Source organism: Rhodococcus sp. 05-2254-2, from assembly GCF_002259095.1.
Lineage (GTDB): Bacteria > Actinomycetota > Actinomycetes > Mycobacteriales > Mycobacteriaceae > Rhodococcoides.
Window position 1 is genome coordinate 405,772 of the sequence record NZ_NOZJ01000021.1, and the last position, 23,093, is coordinate 428,864.

29 protein-coding genes and 1 tRNA gene are annotated in these 23,093 nt (G+C 64.4%); 18 read left to right on the top strand and 12 right to left on the bottom strand.

The genetic code is table 11. The features are described 5' to 3' along the window. The 6 genes from CH283_RS24720 to rpmB all read right to left on the bottom strand — a co-directional run bounded on the left by CH283_RS24720 (position 1) and on the right by rpmB (position 2,506). Complete coding sequence (locus CH283_RS24720; protein WP_068050174.1) at positions 1-465, bottom strand: hypothetical protein; 465 nt, start codon at positions 463-465, stop codon at positions 1-3. 46 nt (positions 466-511) lie between these two features. Beyond that, positions 512-1,438, bottom strand: a complete 927-nt coding sequence (locus CH283_RS24725) for an AEC family transporter (protein WP_094639540.1) — start codon at positions 1,436-1,438, stop codon at positions 512-514. Positions 1,439-1,523: 85 nt separating this feature from the next. After that, positions 1,524-1,778, bottom strand: coding sequence for a 30S ribosomal protein S18 (gene rpsR, locus CH283_RS24730; protein ID WP_008719028.1), 255 nt, complete (start codon positions 1,776-1,778; stop codon positions 1,524-1,526). 16 nt (positions 1,779-1,794) lie between these two features. Further along, complete coding sequence (rpsN, locus tag CH283_RS24735) at positions 1,795-2,100, bottom strand: 30S ribosomal protein S14 (RefSeq protein ID WP_068050178.1); 306 nt, start codon at positions 2,098-2,100, stop codon at positions 1,795-1,797. A gap of 2 nt (positions 2,101-2,102) precedes the next feature. Next, the gene (rpmG, locus tag CH283_RS24740) at positions 2,103-2,273 is read right to left on the bottom strand and encodes a 50S ribosomal protein L33 (protein WP_170944568.1); all 171 of its coding nucleotides are present in this window, start codon (positions 2,271-2,273) and stop codon (positions 2,103-2,105) included. Continuing rightward, positions 2,270-2,506: a 50S ribosomal protein L28 gene (rpmB, locus tag CH283_RS24745; protein ID WP_032404320.1), complete on the bottom strand. Its 237-nt coding sequence runs from the start codon at positions 2,504-2,506 to the stop codon at positions 2,270-2,272. The genes rpmG and rpmB overlap by 4 nt, the downstream gene beginning before the upstream one ends. Before the next feature lie 137 nt (positions 2,507-2,643). On the opposite strand from rpmB, the gene mrf reads away from it, so the two are divergent. The 5 genes from mrf (at position 2,644) to CH283_RS24770 (ending at position 7,338) form a co-directional block, all read left to right on the top strand. Further along, a complete protein-coding gene (gene mrf / locus CH283_RS24750; RefSeq protein WP_094639806.1) occupies positions 2,644-3,876 on the top strand; it encodes a ribosome hibernation factor-recruiting GTPase MRF in 1,233 nt (410 codons plus the stop codon). After that, entirely contained in the window at positions 3,873-4,133 is a 261-nt protein-coding gene (locus tag CH283_RS24755; RefSeq protein WP_094639541.1) for a type B 50S ribosomal protein L31, read from the top strand. Before mrf ends, CH283_RS24755 begins: the two co-directional genes overlap by 4 nt. A gap of 3 nt (positions 4,134-4,136) precedes the next feature. Further along, positions 4,137-4,304, top strand: a complete 168-nt coding sequence (gene rpmF, locus CH283_RS24760) for a 50S ribosomal protein L32 (protein ID WP_094639542.1) — start codon at positions 4,137-4,139, stop codon at positions 4,302-4,304. Between the two features lie 26 nt (positions 4,305-4,330). Then, positions 4,331-5,389 (top strand): VIT1/CCC1 transporter family protein, encoded by a 1,059-nt coding sequence (locus tag CH283_RS24765; protein WP_094639543.1) that lies wholly within the window; start codon positions 4,331-4,333, stop codon positions 5,387-5,389. Positions 5,390-5,619: 230 nt separating this feature from the next. Beyond that, positions 5,620-7,338 carry a metallophosphoesterase gene (locus tag CH283_RS24770; protein ID WP_094639544.1) on the top strand — a complete coding sequence of 573 codons (1,719 nt, stop codon included), beginning with the start codon at positions 5,620-5,622 and terminating at the stop codon, positions 7,336-7,338. Between the two features lie 63 nt (positions 7,339-7,401). Here CH283_RS24770 and CH283_RS24775 read toward each other — a convergent pair whose 3' ends face one another. Next, a complete protein-coding gene (locus CH283_RS24775; protein WP_068049738.1) occupies positions 7,402-8,418 on the bottom strand; it encodes a magnesium and cobalt transport protein CorA in 1,017 nt (338 codons plus the stop codon). Positions 8,419-8,527: 109 nt separating this feature from the next. Then, complete coding sequence (locus tag CH283_RS24780) at positions 8,528-8,809, bottom strand: PASTA domain-containing protein (protein WP_068049732.1); 282 nt, start codon at positions 8,807-8,809, stop codon at positions 8,528-8,530. A gap of 112 nt (positions 8,810-8,921) precedes the next feature. Between CH283_RS24780 and CH283_RS24785 the strand changes: the two genes are divergently transcribed. The 8 genes from CH283_RS24785 to CH283_RS24820 all read left to right on the top strand — a co-directional run bounded on the left by CH283_RS24785 (position 8,922) and on the right by CH283_RS24820 (position 16,062). Further along, positions 8,922-9,536: a trimeric intracellular cation channel family protein gene (locus CH283_RS24785; protein WP_068049734.1), complete on the top strand. Its 615-nt coding sequence runs from the start codon at positions 8,922-8,924 to the stop codon at positions 9,534-9,536. A gap of 55 nt (positions 9,537-9,591) precedes the next feature. After that, on the top strand, positions 9,592-10,278 hold the full coding sequence (locus tag CH283_RS24790) for a response regulator transcription factor (protein WP_032395747.1): 687 nt from the start codon (positions 9,592-9,594) through the stop codon (positions 10,276-10,278). Then, positions 10,278-11,729 (top strand): HAMP domain-containing sensor histidine kinase, encoded by a 1,452-nt coding sequence (locus CH283_RS24795; RefSeq protein WP_068049736.1) that lies wholly within the window; start codon positions 10,278-10,280, stop codon positions 11,727-11,729. The genes CH283_RS24790 and CH283_RS24795 overlap by 1 nt, the downstream gene beginning before the upstream one ends. Before the next feature lie 101 nt (positions 11,730-11,830). Next, positions 11,831-13,336 (top strand): S1C family serine protease, encoded by a 1,506-nt coding sequence (locus CH283_RS24800; protein ID WP_094639545.1) that lies wholly within the window; start codon positions 11,831-11,833, stop codon positions 13,334-13,336. 89 nt (positions 13,337-13,425) lie between these two features. After that, the gene (locus CH283_RS24805; protein ID WP_037191958.1) at positions 13,426-13,923 is read left to right on the top strand and encodes a MogA/MoaB family molybdenum cofactor biosynthesis protein; all 498 of its coding nucleotides are present in this window, start codon (positions 13,426-13,428) and stop codon (positions 13,921-13,923) included. 8 nt (positions 13,924-13,931) lie between these two features. Beyond that, positions 13,932-14,135: a hypothetical protein gene (locus tag CH283_RS24810; RefSeq protein WP_094639546.1), complete on the top strand. Its 204-nt coding sequence runs from the start codon at positions 13,932-13,934 to the stop codon at positions 14,133-14,135. Between the two features lie 564 nt (positions 14,136-14,699). After that, positions 14,700-15,473, top strand: coding sequence for an MspA family porin (locus tag CH283_RS24815; RefSeq protein ID WP_094639547.1), 774 nt, complete (start codon positions 14,700-14,702; stop codon positions 15,471-15,473). A 145-nt stretch (positions 15,474-15,618) separates the two neighbouring features. Further along, complete coding sequence (locus tag CH283_RS24820) at positions 15,619-16,062, top strand: hypothetical protein (RefSeq protein WP_094639548.1); 444 nt, start codon at positions 15,619-15,621, stop codon at positions 16,060-16,062. Between the two features lie 92 nt (positions 16,063-16,154). Here CH283_RS24820 and mscL read toward each other — a convergent pair whose 3' ends face one another. The 4 genes from mscL to CH283_RS24840 all read right to left on the bottom strand — a co-directional run bounded on the left by mscL (position 16,155) and on the right by CH283_RS24840 (position 18,515). After that, positions 16,155-16,628 carry a large conductance mechanosensitive channel protein MscL gene (mscL, locus tag CH283_RS24825; RefSeq protein ID WP_068049748.1) on the bottom strand — a complete coding sequence of 158 codons (474 nt, stop codon included), beginning with the start codon at positions 16,626-16,628 and terminating at the stop codon, positions 16,155-16,157. A gap of 43 nt (positions 16,629-16,671) precedes the next feature. Beyond that, positions 16,672-17,334 (bottom strand): SAF domain-containing protein, encoded by a 663-nt coding sequence (locus tag CH283_RS24830; RefSeq protein WP_094639549.1) that lies wholly within the window; start codon positions 17,332-17,334, stop codon positions 16,672-16,674. An 89-nt stretch (positions 17,335-17,423) separates the two neighbouring features. Further along, a complete protein-coding gene (locus tag CH283_RS24835; RefSeq protein ID WP_094639550.1) occupies positions 17,424-17,768 on the bottom strand; it encodes an FmdB family zinc ribbon protein in 345 nt (114 codons plus the stop codon). A gap of 153 nt (positions 17,769-17,921) precedes the next feature. Beyond that, positions 17,922-18,515 carry a 5-formyltetrahydrofolate cyclo-ligase gene (locus tag CH283_RS24840; RefSeq protein ID WP_094639551.1) on the bottom strand — a complete coding sequence of 198 codons (594 nt, stop codon included), beginning with the start codon at positions 18,513-18,515 and terminating at the stop codon, positions 17,922-17,924. Positions 18,516-18,622: 107 nt separating this feature from the next. Between CH283_RS24840 and CH283_RS24845 the strand changes: the two genes are divergently transcribed. The 5 genes from CH283_RS24845 (at position 18,623) to CH283_RS24865 (ending at position 22,757) form a co-directional block, all read left to right on the top strand. Further along, positions 18,623-19,576 carry a UTP--glucose-1-phosphate uridylyltransferase gene (locus CH283_RS24845; protein ID WP_037192236.1) on the top strand — a complete coding sequence of 318 codons (954 nt, stop codon included), beginning with the start codon at positions 18,623-18,625 and terminating at the stop codon, positions 19,574-19,576. Positions 19,577-19,609: 33 nt separating this feature from the next. Then, positions 19,610-20,869, top strand: a complete 1,260-nt coding sequence (glp, locus tag CH283_RS24850; RefSeq protein WP_032395737.1) for a molybdotransferase-like divisome protein Glp — start codon at positions 19,610-19,612, stop codon at positions 20,867-20,869. Between the two features lie 105 nt (positions 20,870-20,974). Then, positions 20,975-21,622 carry a GNAT family N-acetyltransferase gene (locus CH283_RS24855; protein ID WP_068049757.1) on the top strand — a complete coding sequence of 216 codons (648 nt, stop codon included), beginning with the start codon at positions 20,975-20,977 and terminating at the stop codon, positions 21,620-21,622. Positions 21,623-21,759: 137 nt separating this feature from the next. Next, on the top strand, positions 21,760-22,629 hold the full coding sequence (gene sepX, locus CH283_RS24860) for a divisome protein SepX/GlpR (RefSeq protein ID WP_068049759.1): 870 nt from the start codon (positions 21,760-21,762) through the stop codon (positions 22,627-22,629). Between the two features lie 55 nt (positions 22,630-22,684). Continuing rightward, a tRNA-Ala gene (locus CH283_RS24865) sits at positions 22,685-22,757 on the top strand. The last annotated feature ends 336 nt before the right edge of the window (positions 22,758-23,093 follow it).

The window sequence follows — 23,093 nt, forward strand, 5'->3', positions numbered from 1 at the left end:
TCAGGCCGCATTCAGGATGGTGCGGCTCCCGAGGGGAGAGGCCAAAGTCATCTGCATGGTGGCGTAGACGGCCACCATGATGCAGGACTTGTCGGCGGCGTCGGGCTTGGTCCCGGTACGCAGTTCGATGGTGACGGTGGTGTCGGTCTCGGTCACCGACGCGTCGGCTCCGTAGCACTCGGGAGTGCCGGTGACGAAGTGGACCGCGATGGTGTTGGGGGAGACCTGGCTCCACGACTCGAACGGAGTGGTGGTGGCGCGGATCAGATCGGGGGTGGGCTCGAACATCGTGCCCACGTCGCCGACGGGCACTTCGTGAGGAACCGGAGGTGCGCTGGGTTGCTGAGCGAGACCGACCGGCGTGGTGGATCCGACCGTCGGCGTCGTCTCGTCGTCGCTGCCGGAGGCGGTGCTGCAGCCGACCAGCAGCAGGCACAACATGACTCCTGCAGCGAGAAACCTCATGAAACCAAACTAGCGCTGTGAGCTGAGGAGAACCTTTGTGTTCGGCTCATGCGAGGAAGAGTGTCACGAGCGCGATGACGGGGATCGAGACGAGCGTGGTCACGAACGCAGTGTCTCGGGCGAGTACCACCCCGCGCTGGTAGCGGCTGGCGAAGACGAACACGTTCTGTGCGGTCGGCAGCGCCGAGACGACGACGATGGCGAACAGATCGTGCCCGTCCAGACCGAACACGAACCGGGCCATGAGGTAGCCGAGCAGGGGTTGCAGTGCCATCTTGAACACCGTGGCCAGGGCTACGTCCCGTCGTGGACTGATGCCCTTCTGGAGCACTCGGGCACCGTAGAGAGACAGGCCGAAGGCGAGCAACGCGCCCGGGACGGACGCGTTCCCGACGAGCTGGAACGGCTGCATCAACGCCTCGGGCAGCTCGAAGCCGGTGATGGACAGAACCAGTCCTGCAGCGCCGGCCAGCACGATCGGATTCCGGAACGGTGTGGTGACGGTCTTGAGCACCGAGACCTTCTCTATCTCCGTCGAGACGTCGAGAATCGTCACCGCGATCGGGGTGTAGACCATGATCTGGAACAGCAGCAGGGGAGCGACGAAGTTCGCGTCGCCGAGCACGAAGACGGCAATCGGGATACCCAGGTTGGCGGCGTTGACGTACGAACTCGCAAGTGCGCCGACGGTCGCGTCGGGCACGGTTCGTTTCAGAGCCAGCTTGGCTATGACGAAATAGACGGCGCCGACGAGCAGTGCCGTGGTGCCGGCTACGGCCAGTACAGGCGACAGAATGACCGACAGATCCGAGTTCGCCAGCGTGACGAACAGCAGCGCGGGCGTCGCGACGAAGAACACGAGTCGGCTCAGTACGAACTGGCCGTGTTCGCCGAGCACTTTCAGGTGGGCGAGCAGGTAACCCAGTGCGATGACGACGAAGATGACGGTGAAGCCCTCGAGGACGCCGGACATCTACGGACTGCTCATCTCTGGATCGGGAACGACAGAGAGGCCACGTAGCCAATGGCTACGTGGCCTCTCTGAACGAAAGTTTGGATCAGCGGCTGGTGAACGGCAGCAATGCCATCTCACGAGCGTTCTTCACTGCAACAGCGACCTGGCGCTGCTGCTGCGGGGTGAGGCCGGTGACCCGGCGGCTGCGGATCTTGCCGCGGTCCGAGATGAACTGACGAAGGAGGTTGATGTCCTTGTAGTCCACCGTGGTGACCTTGGCGGCGTTCAACGGGTTCTTCTTCGGTCGACGGCCTGCCTCTGCGCGGACCTTCTTCGACGGTGCTCTCTTGACTGCCATCTGAAACCTTTTCCCTTTACCAGCTCGACTTGTGGACGCCTGGCAGCTCCCCACGGTGAGCCATCTCGCGCATTTTCACGCGGGACAGCCCGAATTTCCGTAGATAACCGCGCGGACGTCCATCCGCAGCGTCACGATTGCGTAATCGTACCGGACTCGAATCGCGCGGCAGACGCTGCAGTGCTGCTTGGGCCTGTGCGCGCTCGGAGTCGCTGCTCGAGGGCCTGCGGATGGTCTCCTTGAGCTCGGCGCGACGGGTTGCCCACCGGGCGACGACGACCTTGCGCTGTTCGTTCTTGGCGATCTTCGACTTCTTCGCCACGGCTACCGCTCCTCTCGGAAATCGACGTGCTTGCGCACGACCGGGTCGTACTTCTTCATCACCAGTCGATCGGGATCGTTGCGACGGTTCTTGCGAGTGACGTAGGTGTAGCCGGTCCCCGCGGTCGACTTCAGCTTGACGATCGGACGGACGTCCGTGCTCTTGCCCATCAGATCTTCTCCCCACGTGCGCGGATCTTGGCGACGACGGCATCGATGCCGTCGCGGTCGATGGTCTTGATGCCCTTGGCCGAGAGCGTGAGAGTGACGCGTCGGCCGAGGCTGGGTGCGTAGTACGTCTTGCGTTGGATGTTGGGGTCCCACCTACGGCTGGTTCGCACGTGGGAGTGCGAGACGGATTTTCCGAAGCCGGGGGTGCGGCCGGTGACTTGGCAGTGCGCGGACACGAGCACTCCTTTCTTTCCATTATGACAATCGTTTTCGACAAAGCGTGATCTCGAATGTAGCGTGCATCCTCAGAGAATGACAATCGTTGTCGAGAAGAAGGGTGCTCGTGAACAACTCACCGGACGATCGAACCCCGATGGTCCTCGTCTCCGGCTGGACCGGAGCCATGGACGCAGTCGTGACATCGCTGCTCGCGCCGGGGACAGTAGCGGTCCGCCACGATCTGAGCCGCGTCGCCGAAGGTGTCGTGCGTCGCACACTCTCCGTACTGGGGGAGAACCCGCGCGAGACCATTCTGGAGCTGGCGCACGGATGCGTCTCGTGCACGCTTCGGGAGGATCTGCTGCCGCTGCTGCGCGCACTGTCCGCTCGCAGCAACGTCGATCGCATCGTGCTCGCCATGGACCCCGCGCTCGAGCCCGAGGCGCTGTGCTGGGCCGTGGACAACGTCGTCGTGGCGGGTGTCGTCGGGCAGATCGACGGCCCGGCCTCGCGTGACGTCCGCATCGAGGCAGTAGTCGACTGCCTCGATGCCGCAACCTGGCTGGCCGACGCCACCGGCGACGACGCCATGGCCGACCGAGGGATCGTCGCCAGTGGGGACGACGACCGAACCGTCGCGCAGTTGGTGGTGGGGCAGGTCGACTACGCCGATGCGCTCGTCGTCACCGCGGGCCCGGACGTCGACGCGTGGGAGCGGGCCCGGCTTGCTGCCGTCCTCGCGCGGCTGGCACCGAATGCGCCCGTCGTCTGGGTGTCCCGGGACGCAATGGTCGACGCCCCAGCGCTTCTCGCGTCCGTGCCCGCCGATGCCCGTCGCGGCGCGATCACCGACGCGCATTCGCCACTGCTGCGCGGTCAGCCGCCGCTGGCCGTCGACTGCGGCGTCACCCTGGTCGAGTTCACCGCAACGCGGCCGTTCCATCCCGAGCGATTGCACGAGGCCATCGACGTGCTGCTCGACGGCGTCGTGACCGCACGAGGGCGGGCGTGGGTCGCCACTCAGCCCGACGAAGCGCTGTGGATCGAATCGGCAGGCGGCGGTCTTCGTGTTGCGAGCGCCGGAAAGTGGCTTGCCGCAATGGAACCGGAGCAACAGGACCGCGTCGACGCCACCCGTCGGGCAATGGCGGCGCTGCGATGGGACGAGACGTTCGGCGACCGTGACACCTCTCTGGTGGTCCTCGTGCACGAGGCCGACCCCACCGAGATCGACCGAACCCTGCAGTGGGCGTTGGTATCCGACGACGAGATGACGGACCCCTCGGCGTGGTCCGGCTGGACCGATCCGTTCGGCCAGTGGCACGAAGACCCCTGCGACAGCAGTGAATCCCCGTACGCAGAACAATCACGAGAGGCTACAGAATGAAACCAGGCATCCACCCCGACTACCACCCGGTCGTGTTCCAGGATTCGAGCACCGGTAACAGGTTTCTCACCAGGTCCACCGTCACGTCCGCGCGCGAGACCGAATGGGAAGACGGCAACACCTACCCGCTGATCGTCGTCGACGTCTCGTCCGAATCGCACCCCTTCTGGACCGGAGCCGCCCGCGTGATGGACACGCAGGGACGCGTCGAGAAATTCGAGAAGCGTTACGGTCGACGAAGCCGAAAGGACGCCTGAATCATGGCTGTTCCGAAGAGAAAGATGTCGCGCTCGAACACCAGGAGCCGTCGTGCGCAGTGGAAAGCCGTTGCTCCCGATCTGGTGGCCGTGCGGTTCCAAGGTCGAGAGTTCCGAGTGCCACGGAGATTGGTCAAAGCAGTACAGACCGGGGTGTACGACCCGAGCTGACCCTCCACGGGTCTATCTTCACTTTCATGAACGACGGACCCAGTGCGCGAGATGTGAAGCGGTGGCGGCAGTATCTCGCCGACGAGCGGGCCGAGGCTGCCGTCTATCGCGATCTGGCAGGTCGACGCGTCGGCGAGGAACGCGAGATATTGCTCGCACTCGCCGATGCAGAGGGCCGCCACGAGCAGCATTGGCGAAACCTGCTGGGCGAGCGGGTCGGCATGCCGCTCAAGGGCGACATCCGCACCCGCATCCTCGGTGTGCTGGCGCGTCGGTTCGGGTCGGTGTTCGTGCTCGCATTGGCGCAGCGCGCCGAAACGCGCTCTCCGTATGCCACCGACTCCGATGCCACCGACGCCATGACGGCCGACGAGCAGATCCATGCCGAGGTGATCAGGGCGCTGGCAGCTCGCGGTCGCAATCGACTGTCCGGCACGTTCCGGGCCGCAGTGTTCGGTGCCAACGACGGCTTGGTGAGCAACCTGGCTCTGGTGCTCGGTATCAGCGGATCCGGTGTGTCCAAGCAGATCGTTCTCGTCACAGGACTGGCAGGACTGCTCGCCGGCGCGCTGTCGATGGGCGCGGGCGAGTACGTCTCGGTCCGCTCGCAACGGGAACTGCTCGAGGCGTCGTCCCCGGACAGTGCCGCGCGCGATGCCGTCCAACACCTCGACGTCGACGCCAACGAACTGGCGCTGGTCTACCGGGCGCGGGGCATGACCCACGAGGAAGCCGACGCCAAAGCCGCCGAAGTGCTGCGAGTACTACCTGCCGACGAGATGGCCCCCGACGTCGATCAGCACGAGTCCATCGGAACCGGCCTCGGTGCCGCCGGGGCCAGTTTCTGCTTCTTCGCCTCCGGTGCCGTCATCCCGGTGCTGCCGTATCTGTTCGGCCTCGAAGGTTATGTGGCACTTGCCGTTGCCGCCGTCCTCGTCGGAATCGCATTGATCTGTACCGGCTTGGTGGTGGGACTGCTCAGCGGTGGGCCACCAGTCAAACGCGCTCTGCGCCAACTGGCCATCGGCTACGGCGCGGCTGGGGCGACGTATCTACTGGGACTCGCATTCGGTGGGGGAGTGTAGGTCCCGGCGATGTGGGCAGGTTTGCACACTATCGGTCCCCAGCGACGGGATCCCGTCATCACAGCACACCTCTGTGCATTCAGTCCCACCACCTCTCGAAGTGTCACGAGTTTCCATGCACGACGGGATTGTCCTCGTTCGTCCCGTTGTGCATCGGTGTTCTCGTACTGTTCACTCAAGTGCTTCGCTTGGTTAACGGATAGAGCGGGCGTCACCGCCACGATCGAGTCATGACGCTCAATCCCGCAGGCGAGACCGTCGCGACCGGTATCCCGGGCACGCTCGCCGAGAACATGACCATGGCCGAGCAGCACGATTGGCATCGGTCGTTCCTGCGGCGGCACCCGGTCAGTCGCCGAAACTTCCTGGTGGGAGCAGCCGCAACGGCCGCCGCGGTAGGCGTCGGGAATTCGGTGTTCGCACGCACCGCCTATGCGCAGGACGCTCCACTGGCTGTGGCCGGTCGGCACATGGGCTTCGGAAACGACCCGGCGACGCAGTTGCGGTTCTCCGCTCAGCTTTCTCGGAACCCCGGGCTCACCGGAGTCTTTCTCGACCACGGCCCCACGCCGGCGCTGGGCGCGACGACCTCTGCCGAGGTGCGCAACCTGATCAGCCAGGTACCGCAGACCGACGGCGGAATTCTGTCGGCAGAGCAGTACTACGTGCATGTTCCCGTCGATAATCTGACGCCGAAGTTGCCTCATTACTACCGCTGGCGCACCGCCGACGGCTTCGTGAGCGATATTCGCAGCGCATCCCCGGCGCTGCCGTCGGGCCGCATCGCACCGTTCAGGTTCACGATGATGGGCGATCAGGGTGTCGACGAAACTCCATCGCAGCCAGCAGGTTTGGTGGCCGGCGACTACGACGACCAGTACTACAAGGCCGACAACGAACCGTCGGTCAAGCACGCGCGCAACATCAATCGGCAGATCGAGGCCTCGCACCCGGACTTCCACATCCTCGCCGGTGACATCGCTTATGCGGACCCGTCGGGTGCCGGTCTGCCCCCGCAATTCGCGAAGCACGGACAGACGCCGCCGAAGGGATTCGACAAGTTCAACCCCTTCGTCTGGGACGGCTATTTCCAGGCGATCGAAGCCAGTGCGTCGACCGCGCCATGGTTGTTCGCCACCGGCAACCACGACATGGAAGCGCTGTACAGCCCCAACGGATACGGCGGCCATGCGGCGCGGTTGGATCAGCCGAGCAACGGGCCCAAGGGCTGCCCGTCGGCGTACTCGTTCGTCTACGGCAACACCGCGGTGCTCTCGCTCGACGCGAACGACGTCAGCTACGAGATCAAGGCCAATGCCGGGTACAGCGGTGGAGCCCAGAACACCTGGGTGGAGCAGACATTGGCGAGGTACCGTGCCGATCCGAACATCGACTTCATCGTCTGCTTCTTCCACCACTGTGCGTATTCGACCACGTCGACGCATGCGAGCGACGGCGGCGTGCGCGACGCATGGGTTGCGCTGTTCGACCGTTACGAGGTGGATGTGGTGCTCCAGGCCCACAATCACGTCTTCGAGCGCACCGATCCGATCCGTGGCAATCGCGCGACGCGGGTCGCCGGTGACAACGCCACGGTCGACGGAAAGACCGACGGCACCGTGTATTACACCGTCGGCGGTGGTGGTCGTCCCCGCTACACGTTCCAGGACGGCGAGGGCGTGAGCTACCGCGGCAACGAGTTGCCCGACACCGCAGTTCCCAACAGCTACGTCTGGGCACCGGACGGCACGAAGTCGGCCGAATCCATCACCTGGTCGAGGGTGCGATTCCTGAACTACTCGTTCGTCAGAGTCGATGTGGTGCCGGGCATTCCGGGCATCACGGCCAGCAGAATGACGATCGGTGCCATCGACGAATACGGCAACGAGTTCGACAGGTTGACCTTCACCCGCGACATCCCGATCGGCCCGAGGTTCGGTTCGTCCTGACACCCTTGTGAGTGAAACTTCGACCCCTGCTACGAAGTTTCACTCACATGCGGCGGAGCCGCTCTACAACCATTTCTGACGCTTGAACACCACGAACAGTGCAGTCGAGCAGATCGCCATGGCGAGCAGTGCCATCGGGTAGCCGAGTTGCCACTTCAATTCCGGCATGTCGTCGAAGTTCATACCGTAGATTGCGGCGATCAAGGAGGGTGCGAAAAGAATTGCACCCCATGACGAGATGCGCTTGACCTGTTCGTTCTGCTCCAGGCTGGCTTCGGTCATGTTGCGCATCTCTTCGTTCTGCTGCTGCGCGACGATGGTCGAGTGCACGGTCAACGCATTCTGCAGGTTGGATCGGAAGGACTCGATGCGGTCGGAGACGCGGATCGCGTGATCGTGCACGTCGCGCAGGTAGCGTTGCAGTTCAACGTCCACGTTGTACTTGTCCGACCCTCGCTTGAGCGATTCGATCATCTCGACGAGTGGCTTTGCAGCACGGTCGAATTCGGACACTTCACGGAGCAGTGAGTAGATTCGACGCGAGACCGACGGGTCGCCGGTGAACAGCTGATCCTCGATCTCGTCGATGTCGTTCTGCAGTCCGGTCACCACCGGGACGTACTCGTCGACCACTTGATCGAGGATGCCGTAGAGGATCGCCTCGGGTCCGAGTTCGATCAGTTCGGGAGATCCTTCGAGGCGCTTCCGCACCATCGCCAGGTCGGGGGATTCGGCGTGGCGAATGGTGACGACGAAATCCGGACCGAGAAAGATGTGCAATTCGCCGAATTCGACCTTTTCGGTCTCGTCGACGTATCGCGCGGGCCGGAGAACGACGAACAGCTGCTCGGTGTACCGTTCCAGTTTCGGCCGCTGGTGGGCTGCGATGGCGTCCTCGACGGCGAGCCGATGCAGGCCGAACTCGTCTGCCACAGACATGATTTCGGCGACCTCGGGTCGGTACAACCCGATCCATGCCATTCCGTGCCGCTCCCGCATGACCTCGAAGGTGATATCGAGGCTCTCGGGATTGGCAGTGCGTTTTCCGTTCACGTAGACGGCATTGTCGATGATCGGCACTTGTTCGTTCACCTCGGTTCTGCGAAATTCTGCTGCGCACCGAGACTATCGCTTGCAACCGCAACGCGGACAGTCCCGCCGCCGGTTACGACGGGACGGTGCGGGCGAGCTAGTCGCGTCCGACGATCACCAGGATGGACGCGTTTTCGTTGACCTTGGCCCCTGCTTGAAAGCTGGTTCCGAGGACGATGGCGTCGGGTCGGTCGTAGTTGACACTCACGTTGGTGAAACCGGCATCCGAGAGTGCCTCCAAGGCTGCGCTTTCGGAGCTGCCGGCCACATCGGGGATCGTGGCCCGATCCGTGGAGGCTTGGGCGACCGCGCCGCCACCGAGTGCAAGTGCTCCCGCCGCTGCGACTGTGGCGATGGTTTTCTTGAATCCAATACGCATGAGGTGCTCCTGGGGGTTGACATCGGTTACAACTCGAAGGTGCTCCCCGATGCTGGGGCTGGCCTCGGATGTTGCTGTCAGATCCCTGTCAGCGCCGTGACATGCTGGTCCGATGCTTCTCGACGTGCTCGGATTGATCGGTATCGCGGCCTTCGCGGCCTCCGGTGCGTTGATCGGAGTACATCGCCGGTTGGATCTGTTCGGGGTGTGCGTCGTCGGAATCACGACGGGCATCGGCGGTGGCATCATTCGTGATCTGCTGCTCGGCATCCACCCGCCGACGTCCCTGGACACGTGGCCGAACCTCACCGTCGGCTTCCTCGCCTCGCTGGTCGTGTTCGTCGCGCATCGGCAGATGGGCAAGGTGCGACGCGGAGTTCTGGTGCTCGACGCATTCGGCATGGGCCTGTTCGCATCGACCGGCGCGACGATTGCCTTGGCTTCGGGCGGTAGCGCGTTGGCCGGAGCTCTCATCGGCACGACGACGGCCGTGGCGGGCGGCGTGATCCGAGACGTTCTGGTCAACGAAGTTCCGCTGCTGCTGCATCGGGACCTCTATGCGCTGCCGGCTCTGCTCGGTGCGTCGGCTGTCGTGTTGGCCGACGCTGCGAGCCTGCCGGAGAACGTGGGTCTGATCGTGGGAACACTGCTCGCGACGGGGTTGCGTCTGCTCGCGCTGTGGCGAAAGTGGAACCTCCCGCTGGCCAAGCACCTACCCACTCCGTAGTCGGATTGGGCACCCCTCTCAGACATATCTCAGTCGACCAGGACAAACTGTACGGATGCGGATATTGGTGGTCGACGACGATCGAGCAGTGCGTGAGTCGCTGCGCAGGTCGCTGACGTTCAACGGGTACACCGTGGACCTGGCGGTCGACGGTCTCGACGCGCTCGAGCAGGTTGCGGCGGCGCGTCCCGACGCTCTGGTGCTCGACGTGATGATGCCTCGGCTCGACGGCCTCGAGGTGTGTCGTCGATTGCGCAGTGTTGGCGACGACCTGCCGATTCTCGTGTTGACGGCCCGGGACTCGGTGTCCGAGCGCGTCGCAGGCCTCGATGCCGGTGCCGACGACTACCTGCCCAAGCCGTTCGCGCTCGAGGAGCTGTTGGCTCGACTGCGTGCACTGCTTCGCCGGACCGCGATGGAAGCGGGCATCGACTCGGAGACCATGACGTTCGCGGACCTGTCGTTGGACCCGGTCACCCGTGAGGTCTCGCGCGCCGAACGCTCGATCAGCCTCACCCGGACCGAGTTCTCGTTGCTCGAGATGCTGATGACGAATCCGCGACGGGTGCTCACCAGGAGTCGCATCCTCGAGGAAGTGTGGGGTTACGACTTCCCGACGTCGGGCAACGCCCTCGAGGTGTACGTCGGTTACCTGCGGCGCAAGACCGAGGCGGAGGGGGAGTCGCGGCTGATCCACACCGTTCGCGGTGTGGGTTACGTCCTGCGCGAGACGCCTCCGTGATGGTCGCTTCGTTCGGGCGCAAGTCGACCGACGGTGTCGGCTCGTCGCCGACGGGGATGCGACCACCGATGCCCCTGACACGGTCGGTGTCGCTGCGGTGGCGGGTGACGTTGCTCGCGGCCTCCGTCGTCGCAATTGCGGTGGCTGTCATGGCCATTGCCGCGTACACGGTTGTCTCGCGGGCGCTGTACGGCGATGTGGACACTCAGTTGCGTTCTCGCGCAACCGCGTTGGCGGAGTCGACTCTGGTGTCCTACGACCCGCGCTTCGTTGCCGGAGCCACGCTGTACAGCACCGATGTGAGTGTGGCCCTGATCTACCCGGACATGTCCAGCTACAACCCGCCCGGGCCCAAGGTGCCGATCGGCGATGCCGAACTCGCTGTCGTGAGCGGACAACAGGAATCGTCTCTGCGCACACTCGACGATCAGCGGGTGCTCGCGCTACGCACCAAGGACGGCAGCACTCTCGTCGTCGCACAGAGACTGCTGCCGACCGGACAAGTACTCGACCGTCTGGCGTGGGTGCTGTTGATCGTCGGTGCGTGCGGAGTGGTGCTGGCTGCTGGAGCAGGTATGGCCGTGGGCCGCACTGGTTTACGTCCGATCGCCCGGTTGACGGCTGCCGCCGAACGAGTGGCGCGCACCGACGATCTGACGCCGATTCCGGTGACCGGTGACGACGAATTGGCGCGTCTGACAGAGAGTTTCAACACGATGCTCCGCGCGCTCGCCGAATCTCGAGGCAGGCAGAGCAGATTGGTCGCCGACGCCGGCCACGAACTGCGGACTCCGTTGACCTCGCTGCGGACCAACATGGAGTTGCTGATCGCGGCCGGACGCCCCGGAGCCCCGTCCATCCCGGACGAGGACATGGCCGAGCTCCGAACCGACGTGGTCGCGCAGATCCAGGAATTGTCCACCCTGGTGGGTGATCTGGTCGATCTGGCGCGCGAGGATGCGCCGGAGACGGTGTTCGAGCGAGTCGACCTGGCCGATGCCGTCGAACGCAGTCTCGAGCGAGCACGCCGCCGTCGCAACGAGATCGACTTCGATGCGACGCTGATGCCGTGGTTCGTCTACGGCGATCAAGCGGGCCTGTCGAGGGCCGTGCTGAACGTGCTCGACAATGCAGCGAAGTGGAGCCCGAGCGGCGGTGAGGTGCGAATCGCCATGCGGCAGATCGGCGATGGTCTGCTCGAGTTGACGGTGGACGACGCAGGACCGGGCATTCCCGAGGAAGATCGTGAGTTGGTGTTCGAGCGCTTCTATCGCTCCACGGCATCACGCTCCATGCCCGGAAGTGGCCTGGGCCTTGCCATCGTGCGACAGGTGGTCGTCAAGCACGGCGGCACCATCGGGGTCGAGGTGTCCGAGCGCGGCGGTGCCCTCATTCGAATCGTGTTGCCCGGTGAGGGTGCTCCTGATCCCACGACACTCTCGGCAAACTGATAGCCGGATCTCAGCGACCTCTCAGTACCGCCCTGCACAGTGAGTAGCAAGAAGGCGGGCGGACCTCTACGACGAGGTCTCTACTGAAGGAAGCAACAACGATGAGCGACGACCGTAACGAATCCGAACAGACCGGACAGGGTGCCGGTGGCGAGCAGCATCCGGCGGACCGGGCTTCACGCGGCGACGAGCAGAGCTACCCCACCCAGCAGCACCCGCCTCAGCAGGTAAACCCCCAGCAGGCCAACCCGCAGCACGCCGGCTCGCAACCCCCGCAGCAGGGTTATCCGCAGCAGTACGCCGGCTACGGACAGAACCCCTACCAGCCCGGCTACGGGCCGTACGGTCAGCAGGGCGACCCACGGACCGCCCAGCACACCCACGCCCAGCCGCAACACGTTGCACCGCAATCCAACTCTGCGCCTGCCGCGGTGAAGACTCGCTCGGGTCGTTCTGCGCTGGTGGCCGGTGCCATCGCCCTCGTACTGGTCGGCGGCGGAATCGGCGGCGCAGTCGGTGCCATCGCGACCAACAACGCCAACGGCGGCGGGGGAGTGACCAACTCGTTGAACTCCACCGTCACCGCCGCAGAGCCGGCCGCCAATTTCCCCGACGGTTCCGTTCAGGCCGTCGCGAACAAGGTCCTGCCGAGCGTGGTGCAGATCCAGGTGACGGGTTCGCAGGAGGAAGGCGAGGGCTCGGGCGTCATTCTCAGCAGCGACGGCTTGATCCTCACCAACAACCACGTGGCGACGGGCGCAGGTGCCAACGGCAAACTCACCGTCGCGTTCTCCGACGGATCGGTGGCCGACGCGACGATCGTCGGTGCCGACTCGGTCTCGGACATGGCCGTCATCAAGGCCGAGGGCAAGTCGAACCTGACGCCCATCGAGCTGGGTTCGTCGTCGAACCTCGAAGTGGGTCAGCAGGTCGTCGCGATCGGCTCTCCGCTCGGCCTCGCGGGAACGGTCACCACGGGCATCGTGTCCTCTCTGAACCGGCCGGTGTCCACCTCGGGGGAGTCCGGCAACCAGAACTCGGTGATCGACGCCATCCAGACCGACGCTGCGATCAACCCGGGTAACTCCGGCGGCGCGCTGGTCAACACCGACGGACAACTCATCGGAATTAACACTGCGATCGCCACGATCGGCGGCAGCCAGGGATCCGGAGCCCAGAGCGGATCCATCGGGCTCGGGTTCGCCATCCCGGTGGATCAGGCCAAGCGCATCGCCGACGAGCTGACCACCACAGGCAAGGCCACCCAGGCGATGATCGGGGTGCAGGTGCCGTCGCAGGACGACGCCAACGGCGCAACCGTCGTCGAGGTCACCGAGGGTGGCCCCGCCGCATCGGCAGGCATCCCGACGGGTGCCGTGATCACCAAGCTCGACGACCGCGTCATTTCCAGCGGTGACGCGTTGATCGCCGCGGTGCGCTCGCACGCTCCGGGAGACTCCGTCACCGTCACCTACAACGAGGGTGGCAGCGAGAAGACGGCCACGGTGACGCTCGGTACCGCGGAGGCCGCCCCGGCCCAGACTCAGACGCAACAGCAAGAACAGCAACTGCCCTTCCAGGTTCCGTCGTTCCCGGGCGGTCGCTGATGTTACGAGAACCAGGCAGGCACGGAACGGTTGCAACGATTTACGCACAGCGTGAGCCGGGTGGAGGCCTTACTACTACGGTGAGCGGTATGGAACTCGACGCACCACTGGCAGGGCGCGCGTTGGTCGTCATCGTGGACGACCGAACAGCGCACAGCACCGAGAAGGACTCGAAGGGCCCGCTCGTCACGGAACTGCTGACCGAGGCAGGTTTCCTCGTCGACGGCGTCGTCGCGGTGACGGCAGACGAGGTGGATGTGCGGAACGCACTCAACACCGCGGTGATCGGCGGTGTCGACCTGGTGGTCTCCATCGGTGGCACGGGTGTCTCGCCGCGCGATGTCACTCCCGACGTCACCGCGGAGGTGCTCGACCGCGAGATTCCGGGTATCAGCGAGGCATTGCGATCGTCGGGACTGGCAGCCGGTTCGCTGGACGCCGGTCTGTCCCGTGGACTGGTCGGTGTATCCGGAAGCACGCTGGTGGTGAACCTGGCCTCGTCGCGGGCTGCGATTCGCGACGGAATGGCGACGCTGACGCCGCTGGCGAGTCAGGTCATCGCCGAGCTGTCCGGATTGGACGCATAGCGATACCGATGAGCGAAGAGCCGAACGACGATCGATCGGCCGAAGACGACGCGAGCCGGGCCCGAGCAGAACGGGCCCGGCTCGCTCGCATCTTCGGTGAAGTTCTGCCGGAGACGACCGGAGACGAGCGAAGCGACGGTGCGGGCACCGAATCCGGCGGCCCGTCCTCGGACGAATGGTTGAAGCAACAGCGACCACCTCATTACTTCTGATGTGATCCACGACACATTTTACGGTCCGGAATCACAGACTTGTTAGTCACTCGTTTACCTGTCGTTAGCGGCCGAGTGGGGCGTCGACTCCGTGTGCGGGGATGATTTTCGCCCGTTTCGATTGCTCGCAAGTACGACGATTTGCCCGTATCGGTCAGGCTCAGATCACCGTCGGCCCATATCAGGGCAGTTTTACTCAGCGATCCCGTGTGTAACGGTTTGGCGTCATCGAGAGATGGTGTGACGCGGGTTACCACCAATTCGGGTGTGAAAGTTGTTCACGCCGCCGAAACACATCACGCGACAGCAACATTCCGCTCGCAACCGTAGGGATTGTCACGATCAGGCATCTCCTCTAATGTTCCCCTCAGCTTCCGACAACGAGGGCGTGGGACCGACCGGTACCGCGCCCTCAACCACGGGACTGCAGGATCGAGGATGTGGCCTTCACGGCTCCATCCGGCTCGGGCTCGTACGCATCGTTGCGTCCGATCTAGTTCGAGGGTGAAAGCCACAAGCTTCCCCGTGCGACACCGCGCTGGGACTGAACATGATGAGGAATAAATGACGGAGATCCAGAAGTCGCGGCGCAGCCGGGGACTCAAGTCCATGAGCGTTGCAGTTGCTGCCGGCGCTTCGGTAGTCGGCCTGGTGCTCGGTACCGGAACCGCTTCAGCCGCTGTCGACAGCTCCAACTCGATCGTCGACGCCGACGGCAACACCGTCACGGTGACGCTGTCCGACACCTTCATCAACGGTGTCGCTCCGCTCGACGGCAACCCGCTCACTCGTGAGTGGTTCGCCAACGGCCGCGCATCCTACGACGTCCAGGGCCCCTCGGCCGACGACTTCGAGGGCACCCTCAAGATCGGTTACCAGATCGGCTACCCGATGAGCCTCAACGGTGGCGTCGAGGTCTCCTGGTCCTCGCCTTCGGCTGAGTTCAACCTCGGTTCGGGCAACGAGTCCAGCGTCACCGGCACGTTCCCCGTTCTGCCCGGTGGAGATCCCGAGATCGAACTCGGCGGCGTCGGCACCTCGAGCACCGGCCTCGATGTCGGCGTTCAGCTGATCCCGCAGGCCACCGGCACGATCGCACTGTCCAACGGCCCCGGCGTCGTTCAGTCCGAGAGCGCATACGCAGTTCTCAACGAAGAGGCCGACATCACCTCTTCCGAGGGTGACGCAGCAGGCACCAGCGGATCCATCCAGATCGCGAACCTGCACGGCACCGCCACCGGCATCCTGGGCAACGTCACGATCCGTCCGTACGTTTCGCTGACCAGCGCGGCGGGCGACACGGCCATCACCTACGGTGTCCCGGTTCGCCTCAACTGATTTCCGAATCGGTTGTAGCCCGGTGAGATAGCTTCACCTGTTGTAAATCGACACAAGTCCAGGCCCGCACGGATCACTCCGTGCGGGCCTGAACTATGTTCGGCACACAGTAGTTCGACTTGTACAGAGAGGCCCTGGAACAAAGATGCACTCCAAAGCCCGTTTCACAGTTGTCGCCGCAGGGGCGATCCTCGCTCTCGGCTTGGCTGCCGGCTGCAGCAGCGACGAGTCCGCGGCGTCCGGCGAAAACGCCGACGTCTGCAACACTTTCGCCACCGACCACAACGCGTTCGTCGGTCTGGTTGCTGCGGGACCCGGATCAGCGGAAAATATCGACAGTTGGACTGCAGACAAACAAGCCGCTGTCGACAAGCTGAGTGCGCTACCCGGCACCGCATCGGGTGATGTAGCCGGCGCGCTCACGACCTTCGTCGACGCGCTGCCTGCTGACACCCTGGAGCTCTCGACCACCGACAGTGAGTCCGGTACCGCATTTGTCGACAACGGTGCGGCCGTAGCCTCGGCGTGTGAGGCCGACGGCACCACGATCACACTCGACGCGCTTCCGCTGTCGACGTTCACCAACTGAGTTCTGCTGGGTCACCCCCACAACGAATGAATGCGCCATTCACGCTGTCAGACAACGTGAATGGCGCATTCATTCGTCGAAGCAGTCCGACGTCAGTCCTTGGAATGTTTGCCGAGATCGGGGGCTGCGTCCATGGCCTCGCCGCTACCGCCGGTGGTGTCGGCTGCGGTCGACAATTTCTGTCCCGCAGCGGTTCCACCCGCGAGGATGTCGCGAATCTGCACCAGCACGTCGACGTCGCTCAGTTCCTTCTCCGGCTGGCTCACGAAGCGTTTCTTCGCCGTGTTCACCGGCAGGATCAGCACGAAGTAGACCACCGCCGCGATGATGACGAAATTGATGACCGCGGTGATGACGGCACCGACGTTGACGAACGATTCCGGCGACGACGTGATCTGAAACCCAAAGCCGTATTCGTTGCTGCCACCGAGAGCGGCGACAAGGGGGTTGATGACGTTCGTCGTGAATGCGGTGACGATAGCGGTGAATGCTGCGCCGACGACCACGGCAACTGCGAGGTCCACCACGTTGCCGCGGAGTAGAAAGTCCTTGAAGCCCTTCAGCATGAGCCCTTCTCCCAACGTTCGGTTTGTTCTGTCTCGAGAGACGTTAGTGCAGGGTGACCGTGAGCGCGCTGACCAAGGAGGCGGCCGCCACCGTCGTAGCGTCGTTCGTCGGTAGGGCCAGTAAGACGACTCGGTCTCGCTGCCGATTGCCACCGGCGTCGGCGGAGACGAGCACAACCATCGCTCCCGACGCCAGCACCCGTGCTGCGGGCACCGCATTCGGGTCGTCCTGAGCCTCGACCGTCAGCACGTCGACGCGATCACCTTCACGCAGCAGGTCGGTCACCGCGGCATCGGCGAGATGCACCGGTACGACGCGTGCCTCGGTCCCCAGCGTCGTCGTGGCGGTCCGAGATCCGAGAAGCCGCACGTCGGTGAGCAGTTCGCCCGCTCGGACCGGCCCGGTGAGGGTCTGGCCGTCCACGGCCTCGGATTCGACGAGTGCGCCCTCGGGGACGTTCGCCCCGTCCCACTCTGCGACGGCGATATCGGCCTGCGTCAGTACGGTGCCGGGTGTCAGGTCGCGTCCGGCCGTGATCACCCGTACGCGGTCGTCGCCGGCGGCGTCGTCGAGGAACAGCACCAGTGCGATCGCGACCAGAACCCCGGCGGCGATCTTTCTGAATTTCGTGGATCCGACCCATGCCGGACGCAGGGTGACGCGATCGAGCAGCGTCGAGTCGAGTCGATTCTTGCCTGCAGCCATGGCGCAAACGGTATCGCTGCCCGAGCCGGAACAGGCACCGAAAAGGCCGGGCTGTGGATAACAGCCCGGCCTGTGGATGAAGCGGAAAACTACTGGCTGGCAGCAGCTTTCGTGGTCGAAGACGAAGAAGAACTGCTCGACGACGACGAATCCGAAGATTTCTTCTCGGCGGGCTTCGAGTCGGTCTTGCTGTCCGATTTCGTGGCCGCCGCATCGGACTTCTTCTCGCCTGCGCCCTCGCTGGAGGTGCTGGAGCCGCCGCGGCTGTCGGTGCGGTAGAAGCCGCTGCCCTTGAAGACGATGCCGACGGAGTTGAACAGCTTGCGAAGCTTGCCCGAGCACGCGGGGCACACCGTCAGTGTGTCGTCGGTGAAGGACTGAACGATGTCGAAGCGGTTGTCGCACTCGGTGCATGCGTATGAGTAAGTGGGCATCGTGTTTCCTCCGCGCTGGTCACCGAGGAAATTCGCCGCTCTGCTGGCCGAGGCCGAACACCGCCGGTGTCTTGTCTGTTCGTCGAAACTGTCGAAACTGGGGAGAGCATTAGCACTCTACAGTCAGGAGTGCCAACGAATCGAATCCTAGCGTTATTCCGTACTCAAGCGTACGAGCCCGCCGGCGGTGAGCACGTGTGTCACCGGTCTGTCGTGCGATTCGGCAGGTAGACGATCGACCACTTCGCTCTCGCGCACCACCGCGACCAGCATCGCGTCGGGTCTGCACAGGTCGAGTGTTCGGTCGTAGAAGCCCGCGCCTCGGCCCAGCCGGTTTCCGTTCCGGTCCACGGCCAGCGCCGGAACGAGAACCAGAGTGCACTCCGACACCGCGTCGGGATCGAGCGTCGGTCCCGACGGTTCCAACAGACCGAACGGGGCTTTCACCAACGACTCACGCCCGGCGTATCGAGCCCAGCGCAGGGGACCCGGCTCGTGCGCACTCGGAAGCAGAACGGCCGACCCGGCCGCGGCCATCGCGTCGAGCATCTCGATCGAACCCGGCTCCCGGCCGACCGGAACGTACGCGGCGACGACGGGGTGTTCGGCAGCCAATTCACCGAGGACGTGACAGAGTGCAGAGGACTCCATTGCGCGTTGCGCACCGTCGAGCAGTCGGCGTTCGGCGAGAACATACTTTCGCCATCGATCCTTGGGCGTGTTCTCCGTGAAATCGGGAACGGTCACAACGATTCGTCCTCCCTTCCTGTGCTGTCGTTCAACGATATGCACTCGGGGGTAAAACGCAGCACACGGCGAGCAGATCACCAGAAACCATGGATAGGGTGAGCACCATGACAGAAGCCGTTACAGCGACGACCGCCGCCACGCCCGTGCATTTCCGCACGGCCATCGTTCCCGCAGCGGGCATGGGTACCCGGTTCCTGCCGGCCACGAAAACCGTTCCGAAAGAACTGCTTCCGGTGGTCGACACTCCCGGTATCGAGCTCGTCGCCGGCGAAGCCGCAGATTCCGGCGCACAGCGACTGGTGATCGTCACCTCCCCAGGCAAGGACGGCGTCGTCGCCCACTTCGTCGAAGACCTCGTCCTCGAGAACAAGCTCGAGGCCAGCGGCAAGCTCGAGATGCTCGAGAAGGTGCGGGTTGCCCCGGGTCTGCTCGACGTCCAGTCGGTCATTCAGCACGAGCCGCTCGGACTCGGACATGCCGTCGCCTGCGCCGAGGAAGTTCTCGACGACGACGAGGATTCCGTTGCCGTTCTGCTTCCCGACGATCTGGTGATGCCCCGCGGTGTGCTCGACGTCATGGCCCGCGTCCGCGCCAAGCGTGGAGGCTCGGTGTTGTGCGCCATCGAGGTTCCCGATGACAAGGTCTCCTCCTACGGCGTCTTCTCCGTCGAGATCGTGCCCGACGCGGTCAACCCGAACGTCCTCAAGGTCACCGGTATGGTCGAAAAGCCCAAGCAGGAGGACGCCCCGTCCAACCTGGCCGCTGCGGGCCGGTACCTGCTCGACCGCGCGATCTTCGACGCTCTGCGACGGATCAAGCCCGGTGCAGGCGGCGAGCTGCAGCTCACCGACGCCATTGCGCTGCTGATCGAAGAAGGCCACCCCGTCCACGTGGTGGTGCACCGCGGATCGAGACACGACCTCGGAAATCCCGGGGGATACCTGCGCGCTGCGGTTGACTTTGCTCTACAGCGTGACGACTACGGTCCGGCGCTGCGTGAATGGCTGAACGAACGCTTGAGCGACAGCTGGGCACCGGAACTGACCACGTACGAATAGCATCGCGGGTCGATGCCATAGAGGAAGGGCCAGATGCGCTCGGTCGAAGATCAGCAGACCAGGGTGACCGCCGCGGCGGTGGCTCCACGGCCTGTTCGGGTCGCCATCTCGGAAGCACAGGGCCTGCTGTGTGCAGAAGAAGTGGTCACCGAGCGTCCCCTTCCCGGTTTCGACCAGGCAGCCATCGACGGCTATGCGGTGCGGAGCGTCGATGTGGCGGCCGCGGGCACCGACCTGCGCAACGAGGACGACGAACGCATCGACCTGACGCTTCCCGTCGTCGGCGAGGTGTCCGCCGGGTCGCGTCAACCCATCCGGTTGCAGCCGCGTCAGGCTGTGCGAGTCGACACCGGGGCACCGCTGCCCACTCTGGCCGACGCGGTGTTGCCGTTGGATCGAACCGACAGCGGTCGCGCCCGCGTCAAGGTGTTCCGTCCGGTGCGCTCGGGCGACTACGTCCGCAAGATCGGCGACGACGTGCAGCCCGGCGACGTGGCGGTGCGCGCAGGCACGATCATCGGCGCAGCTCAGGTGGGACTGCTCGCAGCCGTCGGGCGCGACAAGGTGCTGGTGCATCCGCGGCCGCGGCTCTCGGTGATCTCCGTGGGCGGCGAGTTGGTCGACACCGATCGGACCCCGGGGCCCGGTCAGGTGTACGACGTGAACTCCTATGCGCTGGCCGCCGCGGCGCGCGACGCCGGAGCAGACGTCAACCGCGTCGGGATTGTCAGCACCGATCCCAAGCGACTGCGCGAAGTGGTCGAGGGTCAGTTGATCCGTTCCGAGATCGTGGTCATCGCCGGAGCGGTGGGCGGCGGTGCATCGGACGGTGTGCGTGAGGCGCTCGGCGAACTCGGCGACATGGAAGTGGAGCGAGTTGCCATGCACCCCGGCTCCGTTCAGGGGTTCGGCCAACTCGGACGCGACGAGGTCCCCACCTTTCTGTTGCCGGCCAACCCCGTCAGCGCGTTGGTGGTGTTCGAGGTGATGGTGCGTCCGCTGATTCGCATCGCTCTGGGCCGACGGCAGCCGATGCGTCGGACCGTGACCGCCCGAACCGTCGCGCCGATCACCTCGATCGAGGACCGCAAGGGATTTCTCCGCGGCCAGCTCATGCGCGACGAGGGAACCGGTGAATACCTGGTTCAGGCCCTCGGCGGTGCACCGGGATCGTCCTCGCATCTGTTGGCCACGCTCGCCGAGGCGAATTGCCTGGTCGTCATCGATCCCGAGGTCACCGAAATCCGAACCGGCGAGGAAGTCAAGGTCTCGTTCCTCGCTCAGCGAGGCTGACGCCATGTGAGCGCGGGGCCTGCCGGTCGTTCCGCAGGCTCCACTCCCGCCTCGACTTCTGCTACGAGTTTCCGCTCACTTGCGCGCAGCGCATACGATCGACGGATGCCGCGAACGTGGTCGAGCCACCCAGGTTGGCCGGCGAAATTGGGTCCAGTGCGAGTGGCCGGCGGAACTGTCACGTTGCGGCCGGTACGGATGCGCGACGCGGCCGCGTGGAGTCGGATTCGTACTGCGGATCGCGCCCACCTCGAACCCTGGGAGCCCAGTGGTGAGGGCAGCTGGAATTCGCGACACCACATCTCCTCGTGGCCGACCTTGTGCTCTGGCCTGAAGTCCGAGGCGCGCAAGGGACACATGCTGCCGATGGTCATCGAAGTCGACGGCGAATTCTGTGGCCAGATCACCACCGGAAACATCGTGCGGGGCGCACTGCGTTCGGCCTGGATCGGGTACTGGGTCTCCAAGGAGGTCAACGGCAAGGGTGTGGCCACCGCGGCGCTGGCACTCGGTCTCGATCACTGCTTCGGCCCGGTCGGACTCCATCGCGTCGAGGCGACGGTGCGGCCGGAGAACCTGGCCAGCCAAGCAGTGCTGCGCAACGTCGGCTTTCGCGAAGAGGGACTGCTCTACAAGTACCTCGACGTCGACGGCGAATGGCGCGATCACAAGCTCGTCGCGATCACCTCGGGTGAGGTGCAGGGAACCGTCGTCGATCGGTTGGTTCGCGCGGGCCGGGCTGCGTGGGCCTGACGGCCGACCGCGTCTGATGTTGTCAAAGTGACAGGAGTGTAATTCGGGTCGGCGCGTCTGCATCGTTCTCGCGCCTCCTCCCCATAGCCTGATGACGTCACAAGTGTCACCGTTGCCCAGGGAGGAGAACATCGCCGATGCCGAACTCGATCATCTGGATCGGTCTCGTAGCCGTCTGGCTCTTCGTTCTTCTGCCCATGCTGATGACCAAGCGTCCGCAGATCATGCAGACGACCGACGCAGCGCTCGCGACCCGCGTGCTGCATCGGGGTGGCACTAAGCGAAAGCAGCGCGGCCCCGCGACCGGGCACCGCAGTGATCCCCACTGGCGACCGGAGGACGACCTGCGAGTCTCCGCGCCGGCCCGAGAGATCTTCGGCCCCGCGATTGCGACTGTTCGTCCAGACTCACCCGATCTACCCGGTACCGCGGAGGACCCGATGGACACTCACGCAGCAGACAGCGACCTCGAGCGCGATGCACCCGACTCGGAGGCATCGAGTGCAAGTTCGCCCGCGCACGAACCCGGTGTCGTCGACGACGATTTCGTCCCTCGCCGACGCGGCCGCGGCGGTTTCGACCCCGAGGCCGATGCGATCGCCCGTGCCGCGCGGTACGCGTTTCGACAGCGCGCAGTTCTGGGGTTGGTATTCGCGGCGATCACCACTGCAGCTCTGGCCTTCATCATTTCTCCGACGGTCTGGTGGCTGTGCGGACTGTCCGTCGCCGTCCTCGTCGGTTACCTGTACTACCTGCGTCGTCAGGTGCAGATCGAGGAAGAGGTCCGTCGACGTCGGCTCACCCGGATGGGCCGGTCCCGTCTCGGTGTGGAATCGGAGACCGACGACGAACTCGAGCTCGTCCCGCAGCGGTTGCGTCGCCCCGGTGCGGTGGTGCTCGAGATCGACGACGAGGATCCCGAATTCGAGCATCTCGATCACTACGAGGAGCCGTTCCAGGCACGTCGTGACGAGGACCGGGACATGCGCAGAGCCCAGGGCGCGTAGCTGCCGCCCGAAGCGGCTTTGCTAGAGTTACCCAGCCGGTCGACATGACGGCGAAGGGGCTGTGGCGCAGTTGGTAGCGCGTCTCGTTCGCATCGAGAAGGTCAGGGGTTCGATTCCCCTCAGCTCCACCCCAGCCGAGAACCGTCACTCACACGAGTGGCGGTTTTTTCGTTGTCCGGTAGCAGTTGTCCGATAGCGACGGCGGCGAATATTACCGCGAAGTGAATTCCGAATGGATTTGTATCGACCGAACTAGGTGGTCGGTTCGGGGGTTCATTCTCGAAGGCGGGTGCTGGATAAACCCCAATTGCATTATCGGCGCGCAAAACCTTCGATTCGATTGTTTGAAGCGTCGGGGCCTGTCTTCGGGAATCTTTCGGACCCGTGAGCTGCGGATATGCAATTCGGACATCTTTAGGCAATTACCGGGACATGTCGTAAGTTCTAAGAGGTTGCTGTGAAGA